General features: G+C 39.2%; 17 protein-coding genes and 1 other annotated feature. Of the genes, 5 read left to right on the forward strand and 12 right to left on the reverse strand.

Going from position 1 to position 21616, the window contains the following annotated elements; all coding sequences use genetic code 11:
* Window positions 1-61: 61 nt before the first annotated feature.
* On the reverse strand, window positions 62-1267 hold the full coding sequence (locus AC25Y1_RS10290; protein ID WP_488147894.1) for a putative glycoside hydrolase: 1206 nt from the start codon (window positions 1265-1267) through the stop codon (window positions 62-64).
* 126 nt (window positions 1268-1393) lie between these two features.
* Window positions 1394-1619, forward strand: a binding site (T-box leader).
* Window positions 1620-1662: 43 nt separating this feature from the next.
* Here AC25Y1_RS10290 and trpS point away from each other — a divergent pair.
* Window positions 1663-2649, forward strand: a complete 987-nt coding sequence (gene trpS, locus AC25Y1_RS10295) for a tryptophan--tRNA ligase (protein WP_488147895.1) — start codon at window positions 1663-1665, stop codon at window positions 2647-2649.
* Here trpS and AC25Y1_RS10300 read toward each other — a convergent pair.
* The 3 genes from AC25Y1_RS10300 to AC25Y1_RS10310 all read right to left on the reverse strand — a co-directional run bounded on the left by AC25Y1_RS10300 (window position 2600) and on the right by AC25Y1_RS10310 (window position 5266).
* Window positions 2600-2824, reverse strand: coding sequence for a YuzI family membrane protein (locus AC25Y1_RS10300; protein WP_488148084.1), 225 nt, complete (start codon window positions 2822-2824; stop codon window positions 2600-2602). The genes trpS and AC25Y1_RS10300 overlap by 50 nt on opposite strands.
* 188 nt (window positions 2825-3012) lie before the next feature.
* Window positions 3013-4251: a beta-ketoacyl-ACP synthase II gene (fabF, locus tag AC25Y1_RS10305; RefSeq protein ID WP_488147896.1), complete on the reverse strand. Its 1239-nt coding sequence runs from the start codon at window positions 4249-4251 to the stop codon at window positions 3013-3015.
* A gap of 82 nt (window positions 4252-4333) precedes the next feature.
* Entirely contained in the window at window positions 4334-5266 is a 933-nt protein-coding gene (locus AC25Y1_RS10310; protein ID WP_488147897.1) for a beta-ketoacyl-ACP synthase III, read from the reverse strand.
* Window positions 5267-5456: 190 nt separating this feature from the next.
* On the opposite strand from AC25Y1_RS10310, the gene AC25Y1_RS10315 reads away from it, so the two are divergent.
* Window positions 5457-5639: a DUF2929 family protein gene (locus AC25Y1_RS10315; RefSeq protein WP_488147898.1), complete on the forward strand. Its 183-nt coding sequence runs from the start codon at window positions 5457-5459 to the stop codon at window positions 5637-5639.
* 126 nt (window positions 5640-5765) lie between these two features.
* Here the strand turns inward: AC25Y1_RS10315 and AC25Y1_RS10320 are convergent, their stop codons facing one another.
* Together AC25Y1_RS10320 and AC25Y1_RS10325 are read right to left on the reverse strand one after the other, a co-directional pair.
* The gene (locus AC25Y1_RS10320) at window positions 5766-6074 is read right to left on the reverse strand and encodes a metal-sulfur cluster assembly factor (protein ID WP_488147899.1); all 309 of its coding nucleotides are present in this window, start codon (window positions 6072-6074) and stop codon (window positions 5766-5768) included.
* A 51-nt stretch (window positions 6075-6125) separates the two neighbouring features.
* Window positions 6126-6896: a prolyl oligopeptidase family serine peptidase gene (locus AC25Y1_RS10325; protein WP_488147900.1), complete on the reverse strand. Its 771-nt coding sequence runs from the start codon at window positions 6894-6896 to the stop codon at window positions 6126-6128.
* A gap of 133 nt (window positions 6897-7029) precedes the next feature.
* Between AC25Y1_RS10325 and AC25Y1_RS10330 the strand changes: the two genes are divergently transcribed.
* The 3 genes from AC25Y1_RS10330 to AC25Y1_RS10340 are packed head-to-tail and all read left to right on the forward strand — an operon-like array spanning window position 7030 to window position 10088.
* Window positions 7030-7845 (forward strand): Cof-type HAD-IIB family hydrolase, encoded by an 816-nt coding sequence (locus AC25Y1_RS10330; RefSeq protein WP_488147901.1) that lies wholly within the window; start codon window positions 7030-7032, stop codon window positions 7843-7845.
* Window positions 7846-7881: 36 nt separating this feature from the next.
* Complete coding sequence (locus tag AC25Y1_RS10335; protein ID WP_488147902.1) at window positions 7882-8733, forward strand: DegV family protein; 852 nt, start codon at window positions 7882-7884, stop codon at window positions 8731-8733.
* 26 nt (window positions 8734-8759) lie between these two features.
* Window positions 8760-10088 (forward strand): CoA-disulfide reductase, encoded by a 1329-nt coding sequence (locus AC25Y1_RS10340; RefSeq protein WP_488147903.1) that lies wholly within the window; start codon window positions 8760-8762, stop codon window positions 10086-10088.
* Between the two features lie 65 nt (window positions 10089-10153).
* Here AC25Y1_RS10340 and AC25Y1_RS10345 read toward each other — a convergent pair whose 3' ends face one another.
* The 6 genes from AC25Y1_RS10345 to addB all read right to left on the reverse strand — a co-directional run bounded on the left by AC25Y1_RS10345 (window position 10154) and on the right by addB (window position 21558).
* Entirely contained in the window at window positions 10154-11602 is a 1449-nt protein-coding gene (locus tag AC25Y1_RS10345; RefSeq protein WP_488147904.1) for an alpha-amylase family glycosyl hydrolase, read from the reverse strand.
* Between the two features lie 181 nt (window positions 11603-11783).
* Window positions 11784-12140 (reverse strand): YisL family protein, encoded by a 357-nt coding sequence (locus AC25Y1_RS10350; RefSeq protein WP_488147905.1) that lies wholly within the window; start codon window positions 12138-12140, stop codon window positions 11784-11786.
* Window positions 12141-12217: 77 nt separating this feature from the next.
* Entirely contained in the window at window positions 12218-13114 is an 897-nt protein-coding gene (locus tag AC25Y1_RS10355; protein WP_488147906.1) for a fumarylacetoacetate hydrolase family protein, read from the reverse strand.
* A 56-nt stretch (window positions 13115-13170) separates the two neighbouring features.
* Complete coding sequence (locus AC25Y1_RS10360; protein WP_488147907.1) at window positions 13171-14346, reverse strand: DUF418 domain-containing protein; 1176 nt, start codon at window positions 14344-14346, stop codon at window positions 13171-13173.
* Window positions 14343-18080: a helicase-exonuclease AddAB subunit AddA gene (gene addA, locus AC25Y1_RS10365; RefSeq protein WP_488148085.1), complete on the reverse strand. Its 3738-nt coding sequence runs from the start codon at window positions 18078-18080 to the stop codon at window positions 14343-14345. The genes AC25Y1_RS10360 and addA overlap by 4 nt, the downstream gene beginning before the upstream one ends.
* Window positions 18058-21558: a helicase-exonuclease AddAB subunit AddB gene (gene addB / locus AC25Y1_RS10370; RefSeq protein ID WP_488147908.1), complete on the reverse strand. Its 3501-nt coding sequence runs from the start codon at window positions 21556-21558 to the stop codon at window positions 18058-18060. The genes addA and addB overlap by 23 nt, the downstream gene beginning before the upstream one ends.
* Window positions 21559-21616: the final 58 nt, after the last annotated feature.

A 21616-nucleotide genomic window follows, 5' to 3' on the forward strand; every position in this document is an offset into this window, starting at 1 on the left:
TTCCCCCCAAAAAAGTATGGAGAGGAATTGTTTAAAAACATTCCTTCCATACTATTTCACATCAAGGTTTATAGTTAACGCCTGGTGTATATCTGTTCCCTGCATTCCATAGTAGGTATTCATCAATTCCATTTTCCTTTAGTGCTTTTATCTGTGCTTCTACTTCTGCCTTACCGTAAATTAAATAGTTCCCAGAACCGAGCCACGGAGCGCTGAAGTCTTGTATCCATGGTCTTGATATCGGTCTATTTTCCAAAGCATCTAGAACTTCATTTTCTACCTTTGCGTACTCAGAAACAAGTTTATATGGCTCTGTATCAGGTTTAGCTATACCAAAATATGATGTCCAATGACTCGGGTAAATCATAGAAGAGATAACATCCACATTTTCTGAAATCCTCGAAAAGTTTTGACCAATTCCAGGAGCTTCAGCTAGCGTTGCAGCATATCCAAAGATATCTACAGATACTTTTACATCATATGGTTTTAGTCTTTCACGAGCATAGGCAACAAAATCCGTTATCGCTTCTACACGTCGTTGAACTGGATCCAACTCAGAGTCCTCATAGTCTTCAAAAACATATTTGAGCGATTCATGACGGTTTTCGAATCCTTCTGGGAATCTCACATAATCAAATTGAATTTCTTGGAAGCCCATTTTTGCAGCTTCAATTGCTATTTCAACATTATGATCCCAGACTTCTTTCATAAATGGATTCACAAATGCTTCTTTACGATTATTTTTCCAAACTTCCCCATTATCATCAAAGGATAAATCTGGACGCTTTTCTGCCAATACACTATCTTTGAATACTACGATTCGACCAATTGGATAGATTTGCTTCTCTTCCATTTCTTCTAACATAGCTCTTGGGTCCTTAATATAAGGTTTTCCAATCTCCATTTCTTTCAGTGGCGAATCGTCTTCTGGAATATATGTAATGTTGCCAAAATCATCCTTAATATCAATGACCATTGCGTTTAAGTCTGTTGTCTCCATTAAATCAACAAGCGTTTTAAACCTCTCGCCACCAGCTGAGTGTCCAGTTACGTATACACCGCGAATTGCATCTGGATATTCGAATGTTAGCCCAGAATTATATCGAAACAATGTGGAAGTTGCGACAAGTTGATCATCATACGCCTCAAACCCATAAGTCATTTCGATAAAATCTTTTACGTCGTTTTTCCCTTCGGCCTGCACACTAGTCGGAACTGCAATTCCTATAGCAAGTACAAATGCCGCTGCCCATTTGATTAGTCTCATTTCGACAACATCCTTTCTTATTCTTCTAGTTTAGCAAGAAGACGACATAATTGAAAGGACTAAATAGCATTAGCGCAGTCTTGCTTATAGATTTGTTTTAGTTTATAATTATAAGAACTTACAAATTGATCGGCTGTGAAGGAAAGAGTAACCCCTCGTTAGTTTCTAGAGAGTCTGTGGTGGTGTGAACAGATAACTTCGCGGGGTGAAGTGGGCTCCTGAGCTTGACAAATGAAAAAAAGCTTTGAAAGCTTTTTATTACTTTGTCACGTTTCTCCGCGTTATGGAGCTTGAGAGGCCTTCGGGCAATTCGGGTGGTACCGCGGTTGAAAAGACATCAGTCGTCCCTTTAATTAGGGGCAACTAATGTCTTTTTATTATGAGGAGGAATTGATGTGAAAACAATATTTTCAGGTGTACAACCGACTGGAACAGTGACAATTGGGAATTACATTGGGGCGTTCCGCCAATTTACGGAGTTACAATATGAATATGATTGTCTGTTTTGTATCGTGGACCAGCATGCTATTACCGTTCAACAAGATCCAAAAGAATTAAGTAAAACAATTCGATCACTCGCAGCTCTTTATATCGCAAGTGGAATAGATCCAAAGAAAGCCATTTTATTTATTCAGTCAGAAGTTCCGGCGCACGCCCAAGCTGGATGGATCATGCAATGCCTTTCTTATATTGGAGAACTTGAACGAATGACACAGTTTAAAGATAAGTCAGAAGGGCAAGACGGCGTTTCCTCTGCACTGCTCACTTATCCACCGTTAATGGCTGCAGATATCCTACTTTACAACACAGATATTGTGCCTGTAGGCGATGACCAAACTCAACATCTAGAGTTAACGCGTAATCTTGCTGAACGTTTTAATAATCGATACGGAGAAACTTTAACAATTCCCGAAATCCGCATCCCAAAAAACGGTGCTCGCATCAAATCTCTTCAAGATCCTCTGAAAAAAATGAGTAAATCAGATCCAAATAACAAAGCAACAATTTCTCTATTAGATACGCCAAAACAAATTGAGAAAAAGATTAAAAGCGCCGTGACAGATTCTGAAGGAATTGTTCGATTCGATGAACAAAACAAACCTGGTGTTGCAAACCTTTTAACAATTGAAGCCGCACTGAGCGATAAATTGATCGATGATGTTGTCGCAAAATATGAGGGACTCAGATACGGTGATTTCAAAGCAGGTGTTGCTGAAGTTGTTGTCAATCACTTAACACCAATCCAAGAAAAGTATTATAGTCTTCTGGAATCACCTGAGCTTGATGATATTTTAGATGATGGTGCAATTAGAGCAAATGCCATTGCTTCAACTACTCTGAAGAAAATGGAGAACGCGATGGGCCTCGGAAGGCGACGGTAACAGTCAGTACAATTGCCGAAACCACTAGTAAAGCAAAATCTGCCGTTCGAAAGATAAAGTGAAATATTTGATTCCATTCATAACCAAGTGATCTATAGTTAAAATAAAATATGATATGTGAAATACTAACAACAAGTAATCCGTAACTGATTAGAAAAAGAAAGAAACGCGTAATTTTGCATCGTCCTTTACGTTTTCTTTCACTATATGTACAAACTACCCACTATTAGACGAGAATAAAGATTACTTTACCGAGTACTTGAACATTGTTCATGTACTCGGTTATTCTCTTTTCACACTCACAAGTTGAAAAACATCAAATAAAAAAGACGTCCCAATTATTATATGGAACGTCTTTTTATATTATATTTTTTTGAAAACAAGTGTTGCGTTATGTCCACCGAAACCGAGTGAGTTGCTCATAGCATACTCAATATTTGCTTTACGTGCTTCATTTGGCACAACATCAAGATCACATTCTGGATCAGCATTCGCGTAGTTCGTTGTTGGCGGTAGAATGCCCTCTTGAAGTGCTTTCACTGTAAAGATAGCTTCAAGACCACCAGCCGCCCCCAGAAGATGTCCAGTCATTGATTTTGTCGAGCTTATCGCAAGTTTGTAAGCATGGTCACCAAAAACAGTCTTCGCCGCCATCGTTTCAAACTGATCGTTATACGGTGTACTTGTACCGTGGGCATTAATATAGTCGATCTTATCCGGAGAAATCTCTCCTTGTTCAATTGCTTGCATCATTGAGCGTGCAGCGCCTTCCCCTTCAGGAGCTGGTGCCGTAATATGATGTGCATCACCAGTTGAGCCATACCCAATAAGTTCCGCATAAATTGTCGCTCCGCGTTCAACCGCGTGCTCGTATTCTTCAAGAATGACGATTCCTGCACCTTCACCGATTACAAAACCATCTCGTTCTGCGTCAAATGGTCGTGAGGCTTGCGTAGGATCCGTATTTAAAGAAAGTGCCTTGTTTGCACAAAATCCAGCGACAGCCATTGTTGTAATTGGTGCTTCTGCTCCCCCTGAAATCATTACGTCTGCTTCGCCGCGACGAATTACTTCAAATGCATCACCAATCGAGTTAGTTCCAGATGCGCATGCAGTTACTGTACATGAGTTAATCCCTTTCGCACCAAAGTGAATCGAAACTTGGCCAGATGCCATATCTGGAATCATCATTGGTACAAAGAATGGACTTACTCGGCGATATCCTCTTTCTTGGAAGGTTAAAAACTGTTGTTCATGTGTCTCCATTCCGCCTATTCCCGAACCAATCCACACACCAGTACGAAGTTTTAGATCCTCATCGAGTTCTTCCAATCCAGCATCTTTCATTGCCATAATGGATGCTGCTAGTGCGTAGTGTGTAAAGCGGTCCATCTTACGCGCTTCTTTACGTTCAATATAATCTTCAATATTAAAGTCTTTTACTTCGGCGGCTACTTTAACCGGAAACTGATCGCTGTCGAGTCTAGTTAGCGGTCCAATACCTGATTTACCATTAATAACCGCTTCCCATGATTCTTCAGCTGTATTTCCAACTGGTGAAACAGCACCAATTCCTGTAATCACTACACGTCGTTTAGTCATGTTTTATTAACTCTCCTTTACAAATTAAATAAATTATAAAATATAGTATAAGTGCAGACCTTATTATTAGCAGCTAGAACGATTATTTACCCCAACGCATACAAATTGCGCCCCAAGTTAATCCTCCACCGAAACCAACAAACACAACAACGTCATCATCTTTTACTTTTCCTTCAGCAAGATCATCGACAAGTGAAATTGGAATCGATGCCGCTGATGTATTTCCGTATTTATGAATCGTCTTCGACATTTTCTCAATTGGCAAACCTAGTCGCTCACGTGAAGCTTCCATGATTCGAATATTTGCTTGGTGTGGAATCAAATAATCTACATCTTCTTTTTCCAATCCAGCTTTCTCAATCACATTCAAGGCTGATTGCCCCATTTGACGTACTGCGAATTTAAATACTTCGCGCCCGTTCATCATAAGTTTTTCATCTTGATAGAGATGTTTCCCACCAGAACCGTCTGCACCAAGTTCGAAGGATAAAATTCCACGTCCTTCGCTGACTTTACCGATAACTGCTGCACCCGCACCATCCCCAAAAAGAACTGCTGTGTTGCGGTCATCCCAATCAGTGATTTTCGATAATTTTTCAACACCAACGACAAGTACATAATCATATGTGCCTGATTCAACAAATTGTTTCGCAGTTACTAAACCATACATAAAGCCCGCACACGCTGCTGAAATATCCATTGCTGCAGCGTTAGTAGCACCCAGCTGTTCTTGTAGCATCGCCGAGACTGATGGAAATGGACGATCCGGTGTAACCGTTGCGACAAGTATTAAGCCGATTTCCTCTGGGTTGACACCAGAATCTTTAACTGCACTGACTGCTGCATTATAAGCCATATGAGATGTATCCATATCATCGGCAGCAATTCTTCGTTCTTCAATCCCTGTCATGGTCCGAATCCATTCATCAGAAGTATCCATTCGTTTTTCAAGATCCTCGTTTGTTAATATATGTGACGGCACGTATTTTCCTACTCCAACTAAACCTGCATTCATAAAAAATATCCTCCGTTCTTTATCATCTATTATTAGTACCTGGTATTAATCATAAGAGATTTGAACGGTTTTTACAACAGCCCGACACCAATTCGCCAAAAAAACTTAATAATAATTGATTATTTGTTTCCCAACTGGCAACCCTATGTTATGATTGTTTGAGGAAATAGTAATGTAGAGGTGAACTAAATTGAGAATCATTTTAACTTTTGTTTGGTCATTCGCTTTAGTAACGTTGCTTAATTATGTTGTTGGAGCGATTGCAAATGTTCCATTCAATTTTGAAACGGGCGCAGTACTTTCAGTAGTCGTGGCTATTCTAATCATTATTGTTGGAGAGTCTTTACCAGAAGGACCGGTTTCAGACCATTAATTTTCAGTAAACAGTTATGGCATATCTTCCATAACTGTTTTTTCATGTTCTTTTTTTACAACACAATTAGAAAAAGGCTGTATAACTTTAGAAAAAGTTATACAGCCTTTTGTTTATAAATAATGCTTATCTTACGCCTAATGCCATTTTTGCATAACGTGACATATTATCTTTTGACCATGGTGGATTCCAAATAACATTAACATCTACTTCTTTAACTTCTGGAAGTTCCATCAATTCTTGTTGAATATTAGCAACAATTTGAGGTCCCATTGGACATCCCATTGATGTAAGTGTCATCGTTACTCTTGCAATGCCATCATCATCTAGTTCAACATCATAAACAAGCCCTAGATTTACTATGTCAATCCCAAGCTCAGGGTCAATAACGTTTTCAATTGCGCCCATCATACTATCTTTCATATCTTGACTCATTGTTTTTACCCCTTCCCATTCAGTTGATACTCTTATTATAACAGCCATCGGTCATTCATTCAAATGACTTGCAAGCCATTCGACTGAAGCCAGCATTCCAGATCTAGAGACAGCATGCCCCGCTGTCTTATCTGTAACGAAATGTAACTGCTCTGGAACGTCTTGATAGTCGGGTTTAATCATGTTATAAAATGCATAAGTTGGCTTGTACGGGACTACTGGATCATTCTTCCCATGCCAGAAAAAGAGAGGTCGCTGATTTAGTACGGACTGATCTTTGGTAATATCAAAGATTGCTAAATCATTAAATAACTTCTCAAGTTCACTCTTTGAAACAGGCAATTTAAACCCTTGTGATTCAATTTGTCCAATTTGTTCTTTTGCCAATTCTACATAACCAGCCGCCCCCATCATGACAGCAGCGGCATCAATCCATTCGTACATTTTAAGCGCACCTAACGTTGTTATGCCACCCATTGACGTACCTGAAACACCTATCTTGGCTGAAGTTAAAAGATCCCGCTTAATGAGCTCTTTTCTAATCACATCTAATTCTTCGATAGACGTTAATACAATTTCCCAAAACCGCAGCGATAATTCGACTTCGTCTAAATCTTCCTCACGAACGCCGTGTAAATGAGCTTCTGGCAATAAAACACGAATTCCTTTTTTCGCAAGATTAAAGGCATAATGCAAATTATGTTCTTTGGCACTTGTAAATCCATGAAAGAATATAACAACTGGGATATCTTTATGTTCGTTTTCTTTTTCTACTATATGTAATAATGGAATTGTTCCCCAGTTTTCTTCGTTCAGAATCATTCAATCACACCTTTATCATTTACTTTGAGCGTACCAAAGTTTTACTAGAAAAACAAAAAGATTGTTTTGCTGCGTGCTTCTTTGACTTGGATAATGACTTAACGTTAAACTTATCTATAAAGGGGGATTTACTTTGAAACCACATCTAATCGTACTTGATCTTGATGGAACATTATTGACTGATGATAAAAAAATAACGAATAAAACAGCTGAATCCTTAAGAAAAGCCGAAAGCAATGGCCATCACGTTATGATCGCGACAGGTAGGCCTTACCGTGCTACTGAACTCTACTATCGCCAACTCGGACTTACGACGCCGATTGTTAATTTTAACGGTGCATTTGTACATCATCCTGACAACCGTTCTTGGAAAACGATTCACGAAACGCTTTCTCTTTCAGTTGTCAAAGATGTTGTGGAAGCCATGCAAGAATTCCCATGGAATAACATGGTTGCGGAAGTAATGGACGATGTTTACGTCCATTATCATGATGAAAAGGTATTAGATAATTTTAAGATGGGAACACCCAATGTCACAACAGGTGAGCTGCAAAACTTTTTAAAAGATGATCCAACGTCACTTCTCATTCAAGCAGACGAAAATAATGTAAATACAATTATTGATCATCTCAACCATATACACGCAGAAGTTGTCGGTCACCGGGTTTGGAATTCTCCGTTTGGGCATGTTATTGAGGTTTTTCGTAGCGGACTTAGTAAAGCTGCTGGATTATCCCATGTGGCCAAGTGGATGGATATTCCGAAAGAGCGCATCATCGCTTTTGGCGACGAGAATAATGACCTTGAAATGATTGAATTTGCAGGAGTCGGTGTCGCTATGTCGAACGGTATTGATGAACTAAAAGCAATTGCCGATGAAGTAACTACATTATCCAATAATGAAGACGGAATTGCACAAGTGCTGGGTGAACGGTTACAATTGAAGTAAGAATATTTTTACAAACATAGATTGGGGGATTTGTAAATGAGAATATATGCGGATAGCGCTTCTGATTTACCAAAATCATTTTACGAGGAAAATGATGTTACATTATTATCGCTACATGTATTGATTGACGGGAATGAATATGAAGATATCATTGAAATTGATTCCCGGGAAGTCTACCAAACGATTCGCAACGGTGGACAACCAAAAACGTCACAAATATCTCCTGAAGTATTATTGAAGCAGTGGACAGAACTTTCCAATTCCGGAGAAGAAGGCATCTATATCGCTTTTTCATCTGAACTATCTGGGACACATAACACTGCAGTCATGATGCGTGATCAGGTAAAAGAAGATAACGAAAATTTCAACTTAATCATTATTGACTCAAAAAGTGCTTCACTAGGATGTGGTCTCCTTGTTAAAGAAGCTGTTCGACTTCGTAACGCAGGTGAGTCAATAGATGAAATCGAAGAAAAAATTCGAATCATGTCCCATCATATGGAACATCTATTTACAGTTGAAGATTTGGATTATATGGCTCGTGGTGGAAGAGTCTCAAAAACGAGCGCGTTCATAGGTGGATTATTAAACATTAAACCTTTATTACATGTAGAAGATGGAAAACTAGTTCCGATTGAAAAACATCGTGGTCGTAAAAAGGTATTACGCCGATTTATTGAATTAATGAAAGAACGTGGAGACACCTTATCTCAACAAACAATTGCAATTAGTCATGGTGATGATGAAGCAATCGCGCTTGAATTGAAAGCATTAGTCGAAGAAAAGTTTAATCCTAAAAGCATTGAAATCCACATGATTGGCTCGGTTATCGGCGCACATACGGGACCAGGTACGGTTTCAATTTTCTTCCTAAATAAGTTGAATTAAACTGAAAAAGAAGCGAGGATGATAATGTGAAAGTAATCGTAATCGGTGCTGTCGCAGGCGGATCAACCGTCGCCTCACAAATTAGACGCGTGTTGCCGAACGTCAAAATCACTTTAATTGGACGTGAAAATCAGATTGGATATGGGACTTGCGGTTTGCCCTATGTAATCGGCGGATTAATAGAAGATGAAACAAAAGTAAGTGGACCGGAACCACAAAGATTTGGTGACAAACGAAACATTACGATGCTTATCCGCCATGAAGTTATGGCGATTAATCGCGACGAAAAAACAATCATCGTTCAAAGCCTTGATAAAGATGAAAGTTTCACATTACCTTATGATAAGCTCATTTTGGCAACAGGTGGAAAGTCACGTGTTCCAGTTATTAAAGGGATTGGAAACTTGCCCTTACTCACCCTTAAAAGCTACGAAGATATGAAGGTAATTCTGAAATTTATCAATCAAGAGAAACCAAAGTCTTGTGCAATATTAGGGAGCGGCTTCATAGGTATTGAATTAGCTGAAAACTTTAGTCGTTTGGGAATAAAAACGACCATGATAGACCGTGGAGATCGTATCATGAAAGCAATGGATCGACAAATTTCTGAAGTATTGTATCAGGAAATGCTTGATCATGAGATTGAATTTTACTTTAACGATGGAATTGAACAAGTTGAGGGATCTACCTTACTCTTAAAAAAAGGCATGAAACTTGATGTGGATTTTATTGTGGCAAGCATAGGGATTATTCCCAATACAGCGCTAGCACAAAGCATTGGCCTTAAAATTGGTTCTACTAAAGGGATTGTCGTTAATGAATATATGCAAACTAACGACCCGGATATCTATGCGATCGGTGATGTTGCAGAAACCTCCGATTGGCATACAGGTAAACCTAAAAGGGTCCAACTCGCTTGGCATGCGCACCGACAAGCTTACATTGTCGCCAGTCATCTTAGTGATCATCCCATTAAAATTAATGGTTTTTTAGGCACAACCATAACGAAATTATTTTCTTTGACTGCAGGAATGACTGGACACTCAGAAAGTAGTTTGACCGAAGAAGCATTTGATTTTGAAACTGTTACTCATAAAGGTCGAACCAATGCAGGCTACTATCCTGATCATGGGATGATTGAATTGCGCGTACATTATGATCGTGAATCCCGGTTAATACTAGGTGGACAAGCTGTTGGTGATAAAGGCGTCGATAAACGCATCGACGTGATTGCAACCGCCATCATGGGCAAGATGACCGTTGATGATTTAGCAGCACTTGAACTAAGCTACTCTCCCCCCTATTCATCACCAAAGGATCCGGTTAACATGCTCGGTTATAAAGCCAACTCATAATGATCCAAAGCAGTTTTGTTTTTTTATAAGGAAAACCCCAAGCCGTTTGGCTTGGGGTTTTCACTTTATTCTTGTGCTTCCGCTCTTCTTTTCTTTCCTCTTTTCCACACAGCCCATAGGAAACCTAAGAACACTGTATAAATAAGGATTGAAGCGATTAAGTAAGGAATATTATAACCTTTATCTTCATCTGCAATATATACTTCTGCCGTTTCTCTTTCTAGAACAACACGATACTTTCCATCTTTTGCTTGTCGAACCATATCTTGTCCAAGAACGCCCCGTAAATTTTTAGTTTCACCAATTACATCCTCTTCAATTTCCAAATTTCTAGTCTCAGTGGTATTATTCAGTGCAATAATCCAAGTTTCTTCATCCGATGAGCGTTTGAAAACTGTAAATCCGTCCTCATTATGAAGGATTTCAAAGTCACCGTTACGGAGTGTATCTGACTCATTACGTAAGAAGTTTAGATCTCCAATATATTCTTGCAACTCCATGTCTGTTTTAAAGTTTGAAATTGGATGACTTTCAGGTGCTTCTTTACCATTTACAGCAATTTCTGATCCGTAAGGCATAACTGGAACGCCTGGCAGTGTAAATAATGCCGTTGCAGCTATTTTCCATCTTGTCGGTGGAAACATTCTTAGTTTAAACATTTCGTAGGTAAAACGAGGTCCTGTTAATTCATCAAATTGAATTAAATCCATCTCATTTTTATCTTCAAATAACTGTAATGGAGACGTATCTGGATTGGATTGAACATAAGATTGTTTGAGTGCATTCATCTTTTCAATATTTGGTACACTGTCAAAATTAGCAGCTGATGCTTCCGGTGATAACACGTAAAATTGATCATCTATTTCTTTAATTTCCTCGATGACCTCATTTAAAAAATCTTCATCGAAATCGGCTAATTTTGTCAACCTAATACCCGCCAAATCGTATTTCGTTACGAAGGAAATAACCGCTTCTTTAAGGATTTCTTTGGTGCTAGCATCTGAGAGGTCCCAGTTTACAATGCCATCACCAGCTGGTATAGATGTGACATGATTATTTTCTACCCATACATGGTTCTCGCTGACTTCACTTAATGGGAAATCGGCAATAACGCCCATATTATTTTCTTTTAACGTGCTAATCATTTCAGTAAACTCGTCCTCAGTTCCAAAATATGGTTCCAAGTTTTCATAATCGAGGACTTTTGCTCCATCATAGGTTTCTGTGCTAAATACCGGCCCAATTGAAACCAAGGTAAAGCCCATTTCAACCAAATAGTCTAGTTTATCAGAGATGCCTGCGAAATCTCCACCACTAAACGCGCTTTCGTCTCTTGGGTCAACCCCTTCATTATTGTTATAATTCCCGTCATAAAATCTGTCAACAAGTAAATCGTAAATACTTTCATCTTCCAATGTTCGATCGCTTTTAGCATAAACACCTGTCGGATAAAATATAGATAAAATCAAAATCATTGATAATAGTAGTCCAAACTGCCTTTGAATACTTTTCACAAAAACTGCCTCCTAAATATACAAACTGTTACTCATCATTTTAACAAACGAACTCAGTAGTAGCTATTCATTCACCAATAAAATAATCACGAACTGGGGAAATAGGGCGAACTTGTGAAATACGTCTTAAATTTAAAATAACCAACTGACTAGAAGTCAGTTGGTTATTTTCAGTTTTAAATTATGCGAACCAGTTGATACCCATTGGTAATTTAAATCCGAGGAACATGGTTGCAAATAAAAAAATGAAAAAGAAAATCCATAAAGTAGTCACATTTTTCTCTTTGCTCGAACGAACTAGTACCATTTCCATTAGCCCAATTGTAACAAGTCCTAACAAGAATTTGACGCCGTATAGCGCTGGATCCATGCTGGAGTAATCAAAAAACATGATGACACCTGTCACTAAAATTAGCACATAAAAGAGTCTACTACTCATATGAACAATTTTTCTTCCTTTTGATCCGTTCGCCATTACAGCTGCTACTAGGAATAAAATGATTCCAACAACCCATGTAAAAATATGAAAATGTATCATCCACTTCACCTCATAAAAATAATATCTTTCTTATTGATACTAACATAGATTGGAAAAAGGCTTAAGCAAACTTGCTTTTACACAAATCGATTTGAAAGTGTGCCAATTCCTTCTATTGAAATATTAACCATATCTCCTTTATTCAAGAAGACAGGCGGATTCATACCCTTCCCTACACCTGCGGGCGTGCCTGTTAAAATAACATCACCAGGTTCCAATGTAACAAATCTAGAAATTTCTGCAATGATTTGTTCGATATTAAAAATCATTGATTCTGTATTGCCGTTTTGTCTAATATCATCATTTACCTTTGTAACAATTGATAAGTTATTCGGATTTGGAATTTCATCTTTCGTGACCAAGTATGGACCCATTGGGCATGTGGCATTTAAACTTTTCCCAAGAAAAAACTGTCCATGCGCTGTTTGAATATCGCGAGCAGTTATATCATTCGCTATCGTATAGCCGAAGATATAATCATATGCCAATTGATGAGGGATGTTATGTCCTTTTTTACCGATAACAACTGCAAGTTCTCCCTCATAATCTAGGTTCGCAGTCACATCAGAATGTATAGGTAATGATTGTTCATCTGCTGCAATAGTCGTTGGTGATTTTGTGAATATCATTAACTTTTCTGGTGCCTCACTACCCATTTCAGTCGCATGCTCGAAGTAATTTTTTCCGACACATAGCACATTTTTGGGTGTTCTTGGAATAGGCGCAAGCCACTCAATTGAAGTAAAAGCATATTTATAGTCACTTGCATTTCCGTCTTGTTCTGCGCGATCTACAAGTTTACGAATCGATTCAACAAAGTCTAGTCCTAAAGCTACGCCCTCAATAATAGTCCTTGGAAAACTAGTATCCTCGTAATGGGCTGCCAAAGCTAACACATCCCATACCGCTTCTTCTCTTTTTACTTTAGGACCGAACAAGGTCTCTCCTTTAAATTGAAACGATAGCAATTTCATTTACAACCCATCCTTCTATTCATAGTTTGCTAGATACATTTCGACAAGCGTTCCGCCTATTCCTTCTTTTCCGCGAAACTTCTTCCATAGGTTGCTTTTCTCCACAACCATTCCAGCGGGCCCATTCGAAAATTCGATAACCAAAGCTCTGCAATAATCACTTGTACTATGAAAATGCCAAGCGCAAGCCACGTACCTGTGCTCAAACTAACCTTGCCATACAAACCAAACCCATACGAATAAAAAATAAGCGTTGCAATTACCGATTGCGTAATATAAGTCGTCAATGACATTCGGCCAGCTTTTCCAATAGGCCTGAACATCGCACGAAATAATGGTAAATTACATAGTAGTAAAAGTAGACTTACATATCCTGCTGCCAAAATCACATTACCAATTGTATCTTGAAGTTGAATGAGATCTGCTGACGGCTGATTCAAATAAGGAAGAGCTTTAATATAAATGCCCAATGCTACGGTGATAATCGCCATTATTACTAAGCGACTCGTAAATTCCTTCGAACGTTCAATTACTTTCCATTTGGATAAAGCCGCACCAAACATAATAATTGGTAACACAATAAAAGCCCCAAGGAAAGTTCCACCCAGACCAAGGATTAGCCACTCTAAAAACCTGAAAATGAATATATCTCCAAATGAACCATTTGCAAAGACATCGATTGATCGTTCCACTTGATAGGTATCCGTGTAATCATCCATGATTAGATTTGGGCTTAGATTCATAAAAAATCTAGTTGCGCTATACATGATTGCAACCGGGATTAGGTAAAGAGCTCCTGCAATTATGGCGAGCCATTTTGCAGGTATACGAACAAATATCAATAATGAAAATCCTAATGCAGCATAAGTAAATAGCACATCGCCTGACCAGATTAGCAAGCCATGTATAAATCCTATGCCCAAGAGAATTCCTAACCGTCTTGACATGATCGGTACAAATGATTGATTTCTATCTTGCGCTTTTTCATATTGCATATTGATACCATAGCCAAATAATAAAGCGAAAATCGGATAAAAACTACCCTGCACAAAAATATCGATCCAAGTGAAAGTCTGTGCATCCCCTGCTGAGAACCACGACAGTGGATCCACATAAATATATGGAGAATGAAAAAATAACATATTTGCGATAAATATTCCTAGCAGCGCAAAGCCTCTTATGATATCAAGTGCTTCTATTCGATCATTTGCAGCTATTGGTGACAATTTCAATTTTCTTCGTCCCCCTGAATTTGCACGGTACATTCTCCGTCAAAAAGATACAGCACCATTTCTTTAATCTTGCTATCCATGATTGATTCAATTGCACGTTTGTAGACATTTAGTTGAACACTATAGCGGTTATGCATCTCTTTTTCAACTTCATCATCCGACTTAAATCTTCGCTGGATGCTATCTGTTTTATAATCTAGTAAAACCCAACCATCATCCTCTTGAAACAGACAATCCGCAATCCCTTGAATAATTTGATAATCGCCATCACCGCCGTCATGTGCATACGTAAAAGGCAATTCCCGAAACACTTTTCTTGAACGCTGTATTCGAGTAGCCATATCCGACTGAAAAAACTGTGTTATATGTTTGACTTTTACTGCATTTGCTTCATCAGCAGTCAATAATTGGCGTGTTGTTAATGACGAAATCAATTGTCCTACAGTTTCTGCATTCTGTTCGATTCCGAAGTCAATATGCTGCATAATTGTATGCATCACTGTACCAATCTCTGCAGGCGACAGTGATCGAGTTTGCATGAAGTTCGGTCGAGCATGAAGATAAGCAGTGCTTACTTCATCCCCTTTTTCCATAAATGGATCCTCATCTTCTTGTTGCGTGAGAATGGAAATGCGTTTTAATTCACTTACGGTTTGCTTCGATCGTTTGCCGACAGAAGCATTATGTGGGTAAGTCCAATCGAAACGGCGTTTAACTTCATCGTAAATTTCACCATCTATTTCAGCCGTATTATATTGATCATCTTCACGAATAAGCTCCTCTTCTTCCATGCTATCAGCTAACCCTAAATTGAGATTCATCACGGATGAGAAGGGTAAGGCATCAATTTTCCATTTCGATGAATCGACAACAAACTGGCCACCTGGAAGAATGTCAAACTTTCCAAAGTCAGGATGCCGGGCGACTGCAGGGCCAATCCAATCTAGATAACTATTCGCTCTTGAACGTGTATATTCCGGTAACATTAATGAGGGATCAACCAATTGGGCATCCTGCCATTTGCCAATCTCTCTCTCAATATCTTTTACAGATGCAACAAGCTCAAGATATTCTTTTGCCCTCGTCATTGCAACATATAAAATCCGCATTTCTTCAGCACGCATTTCCAATTCTTTTTTCTCTTTCATCGCCAAAAACGGCAAAGATGTATACGTAATTCTGTTATCTGGGTCAATTGCTTTCACAGCCAGACCAAAATGCTGGTCAAATAAATAGGCTTCATTAAAATCCATTTTGTTAAACTTCCGGCCAATACCAGAAATAAAGACATAAGGAAACTCCAGACCTTTTGATGAATGTATGGTCATTATGCGAACAACATCTTCCGTTTCACTAAGGGATTTTGCCTCGCCCAAATCGTCCCCGCGTTTTTTCATGCGATCGATAAACCGAAGAAAACGGAACAAGCCACGGAAAGAGGTTTTTTCATAATCAATTGCACGGTCATGAAGCGCACGTAAATTGGCTTGTCTTTGTTTGCCATTGACCATAGCGCCAACCATTTCATAATAATGTGTATCTGTATAAACTTGCCAAATTAGTTCGGATAATGAACCACGCCGCGCTAAATTTCTCCAGTCGCTAAATTGTCCAAAGAAACGTTGTAGTTTCTCTTGTGTTCTAGGATCTATTCCTGCGCCTTCGGTTGCCATAAATGCTTTTAGCGCATCATAAAACGATGACTTCTTGTCTGCCAGACGAATTCTAGCGAGCTCGTTTTCAGTCATACCGATAAATGGTGAACGCAAAACAGATGCCAAGGGAATATCTTGGTAAGGGTTATCTATAACACGAAGTGTATTTAACATAATCATGACTTCAAGCGTTTCGAAGTAACCACGTGATAAATTTGCATACACTGGAATGTCTGCTAACTTAAACTCCTCAACAAATTCAGCTGACCATGTCATTGACCTCATGAGAATGACGATGTCCCTGTATTCAATGGGTCGCTTTTTATCCGAAAATGCATCCGATACTTCTGCACCTGATGCCATTAATTCCTTAATACGTTTACTTATGAAACGCGCTTCTGCTTGAGAACTTTTAAGACTTTGCTCCCCTAACTCAGAATCTTCGTCATTTAGTCCTAATCCTGATTCTTCATCATCCTCATAAAGGATTGTCAGTTCTGCTGGTACATCTTTTGTAGGATACTGTGCACCGTATTTAAGTGCTGCCGCCTCATCATAATCGATATCGCCAACACGCGCTCCCATCACTTGAGAAAAGATGAAATTCGTTGAATCCAATACTTCTTTTCTACTTCTAAAGTTTGCATTCAAATCAATTTTTAATCCAGAATTTTCACCAGTTGTTGTAAAGTTTTTATACTTCCCTAGAAACAGATTGGGTTCGGCAAGACGAAAACCGTAAATCGATTGTTTAACATCTCCGACCATAAACAAGTTCCCATTTTTATCATTACCGTTTTTTACTAAATTGACTATCGTTTCTTGAAGTAAATTCGTGTCTTGGTATTCATCTACAAGCACTTCAGAAAAACGTTTGCGGTAATCGATAGCAATATCAGAAGGCTGTAACTCACCATCTATTTCAATGGACAAAATTCTGAGGGCATAATGTTCTAAATCTGAAAAATCGACAATGGCTCTGTCAATTTTCACAGCTTCGTAGCGTCTTCCAAAGTCAATTACTAATTCAATTAATGTATGCATGGCAGGTGCCATTAACTTAATTTCATCTAGCAACCGGTTAGGTGTGCGGATAAAATACCTTTCTTTTATATCATTAACAATCTTCTTCACGACATCTCGAATTTTTTTAGCCCGGTTCGCTAATTCTTCATCACAGGTCCCTTTTTTTATCGCCCCTGCTCGAACCCATTTAAGCGTGCTAAAAAATTCATGCGTTTCTTCCCATGTCCCTTCGGTCATACGCCGAATCGCTTCGTCAATCCAGATTAGATCTGTTTCGGCAGTTCCTAAAAGCGCTTCAGGGCCTTCTGGCATTAAAGCGATTCGTCTTAAATCTCCAGTTAATGCTGCAGCCTCTTCAAGCGAATGCAAGATGGCCGTTTTTAATGGGCCAATGAATTCTAGGTGATCTACAAAGTCGATATGCTCGATTTCATATTGTTCAGGAATGCTTCGTAACCATTTTTCTGGCGATGGATGAACACGTGAATAGTCATATAAACGACTCATAAGCGTTTCAATCATCTGATCATCTCTGTCTGATGTAAAACTGTCAGCTAATCTATATATAGATTCTGGGTTTTCTGAACTGTAGGCATCCTCAAGGACTTCACTAATCGTATCATCGCGAAGAAGCGCGACCTCTGTACTGTCACCAATTCTAAAGCCTGGGTCGATATCCAGTAAATATGCATACTGTCGAACGACATTTTGACAAAATGAATGCAGCGTCGATATCTGTGCTTTATTCAACAGATTTAATTGTCTTCTTAGATGAATGGATGATGGTTTTTCAGCAATCGCTTCTTCCAGTGCCTCTGCCATTCTGTGGCGCATTTCTGCGGCGGCAGCATTGGTAAATGTAACGACAAGCAATTGATCTACGTCGATTGGATTTTTCTCATCGACTACTTTTTCAATCATCCTCGATATGAGCACCTTCGTTTTTCCAGAACCAGCAGCAGCGGATACAAGGACATCTCTTCCCGTAGCCCAAATTGCTTTCCACTGTTCATCTGTAAATGTAAGTCCCTCAGGTTTCACGGGTATGTTCATCATCTTCAGACACCTCCTGACGCATTTTTTCAAGTGAAGTAGCTGCATCAAACAATTCATATTGACGGTACTGCCCTGCTGGGTCCGTTTGGTCGAATTGACAAACGGAACGGTAGGAACAAAATTGGCAAGGCATTTTATCTTTTAACTTATACGGAAAAACTCGCGTATCGCCCGCAAGCATTGCATTTCCTGCTTTTTGGTGCCTAGTTCTGACATAAGCGCGCATCATTTGTAAATCTTCCGATGCCAATACTTTCGATCGTTTAGTAAAATCACCATCTTTTTTTAAGGCTGCTGGAATGATGGATGAGGTCCTACCGATCTCAAAATCCATTGCCTCAGCAACATCCGAATGCTCGAGTAAAAAGCCCCTCATCTTATAGGATTTGGCAATTTCAGCTTCTACAAGTTGAGCTGATAATTCTTCATCTGGACGAATCATCGGATTATGAACATGAACATACAATAATCCAGCTGGATCTGCATGAAACCCTAGTAATTCGTCAACATGTTCAAGCGCAACATCTAGATAAGTCATCATTTGTAGCGACAAACCATAATACACTTCAGCCAAATCTAGTTCTCTTGCAGATGATTTATAATCGATCACACGTATATAGTTTTTCCCTTTAATCTCAGAAGCATCGATTCTGTCAATTCTTCCACGAAGTTGCAGCGGTTTTCCTCTTTGTAAAGGGATTTCCAAAGACGGTAATCGCTCCCCTGGTCCGAATCCTGCTTCAATCGCAATCGGTTTAAAATTCGTCGATTTAGCTTGAGTACTGAGAGAATAAATAGTCCGTTGAATCACCTGGACTAATTTCCGTTTAATGTACACATATCGGTTCGTAGAGGATAAAATCCGATTGAAAAAGTATGGTGTAATATCTTCTACCGCGTCATGAGCCAATCGCCAACATTCTTCTTTTGATAACTCCGACCATGATTTACCTAAACGCATGGTTTCATCAGATATCCATTTAAGCGCTGCGTGAAATAGATCGCCAATAGCCGGTGCTTCAAGTTTATACTCTGAACGATCCTGTAAACCTAGTCCAAAAGAAGCGTAGTGTTGAAATGGGCAACTATAATAGGATTCAATACGAGATACACTTGAGACAAAAGATTCTCCGTAAAGTCCTTTCGTCAAATCAATTGTCAGTTTGTCTGTCTTATTTCCGACTTCCATTGGACGACGAATTCGCCTAAGAACAGACGACCAGTATATATCTCTTTCATAATACGCGAGCACAGCTAGCCATTCTGGTGTAATCTGTTTCTTATGAGCGGCTAATTTAAGCTTCATTGCTGCGAATGGTAATGCGGCTCTTGGGTGGCTAATATATGCAAATCGATTATCTTCTTCTTGGTGTTCAAAGGGATCTAATACCGCTGTTTTAGTGATAATCCCCGGGAGAAGTTGCGAAATCCGAGCAATATACAAAGATGGCAGTAAGGCCTTCCCCTCTTCATCCGCAATCGGATATGAAATATATAGATTTTCACGTGGTGCAGTAAAGCCTCTATAGGCGATAAATGTTTCGTCCATTAGTTTCATCTTGGATGAGGGTGCCAATTCTAAGCCTACTTGTGAAAACCATTCTCGGTCACCATCTGACAGAATGCCTTCGTTATCAATTCGCTGTGGAAGTACACCATCATTAACACCAAGGACAAAAACAGCATCCGTATCCATTAGACTTGACACTTCGATGGAAGACACCGTCACTTGGTCTAATGATGGAGGAATTCGAGTAAATTCTAGTGAATCAAATCCTTCATCTAAAATGCGCGCTGCATCTCTCGGTTTGATTTCCTTGTCTCCAAACATCAATACGAACTGATCCAAAACATCAATCCAACCATTCCAAGCCTGTTCATGTTCTGTAGCACCTAACAGGCGTCCTGCGCGCTCCTCTTCGGCTCGTAAGTCAATTACCTTATCGTAAACACGCAACTGTTCTATAAACAAAAATAGGGCCTCGGCAACTTCCCTACCATTTTTAGCTGCCTTCAACTGCAATTCAAAATTCCGTAGCGGCTCACTTATTAAGTCACGTACACGATGCAAATCTTCTTGCATCGCTAGTTCCTCATCGGTTTGAATTTCGGAATGCAATTCTAAGCCGCGGTACTTTTTCACTTTCCAACGGTCCTCTTCAAACCAACGCGACCCATAGATCCCACGAGCAAGAACATAGTTTTCTAATCGGTCAGCTCTTTCTCGCCAAACAGTCAATTCTTTACCATGCGGGAAAAATAAATCAGTTTTCACTGCCCGAAAAATTGACTCATAAGACCAACCCGAGGTCACAGCTTCTAATACGGAACGCGATAACTCAATGAGTGGATGATGCAACATTGGCTTTTTCCGACTGATGAAAACTGGAATTTCATAATGTGGAAAAATCGTTTCAATTAATTCATCATACTTCTCTGGTTGACGATACAAAATAGCTAAATCCTTATATCTTTTTCCTGATAACATCAATTCTCGAATCGTCCTTGCCACGGCATGAACTTCTGCACGTCGATCTGATCCTTCGATAAAGGTAACATGCCCTTCTGACGGTTTTGAATTTGTTGGGTACTGATCAAATGCATATTCAAGATGTTTCAAATCGTCATTGGCAAAGCGCAAAGCTTCTTGTAGATGAACACCATCTTCAACTTCAATTGACTCCAAATAGGCAATTTCACGTAAACGTAACGAAGTCCGCACAGGATTAAAAAATAATTCATGATCTGCTGAACCCGATGAATTAGACTCCATAGGCAGGGTCACCGTTACACGATTCCCATATTTTAATAGTTCTGCAATAATTTCATATTCTCTTGCAGTAAAACTCTCAAATCCATCCAAGTAAATATCTGCCCCTTTTAAAAGAGGCGCATGTTGAATTTGCATTGATAATAGTGCCAAATGGCCTTCACTATCAACATAAGTAGTTCCAAGTTTTTCCTCGATTTTAGCCAACAGCAAAGAGAAATCACTTGCCTTATCTATTAAAGTACGCGGTGCATTGACTGCTTGTAATTGATGATGAAGATTATCCATCGCTTGAAAGTCTACTAGATAACGACTAAACTCTTTTAAAAGATCACCAATTTGCTCCGTAAAGCCCCGTTTACTTGCAGCTTGACGAAATAATTTAAATTCATCATGATGTTCTTCTAAAACACTTCGAACAAGCATCCGGTAACCGAAACCGTTAACTTCCTTTCGAGTAATGCCGCCAACCTCCTGAAGTATGCGCCATGCTAGACGTTTAAATGTTAAAATCTGCGCACGAATAATTCCATTTAAGCCGTAGTTAACTGAAAGACTATGTTCAACAGAAAAAGACATTTGGTCCGGTACAATGATAAATATAGGCGCCCCTATTGGACGACGTTTAAGTTCTTCAGCAATTTCTCTTTGGATAAATGTTGTTTTTCCAGTTCCAGATCTTCCAGTAATAAACCGTAATGACACGCATTTCCCCTCCTTTAAACGCAAAAAAACCTGCAATTCTTTCTCTCCATTGTACAGG

It is taken from the genome of Sporosarcina sp. Y1009, assembly GCF_057669865.1.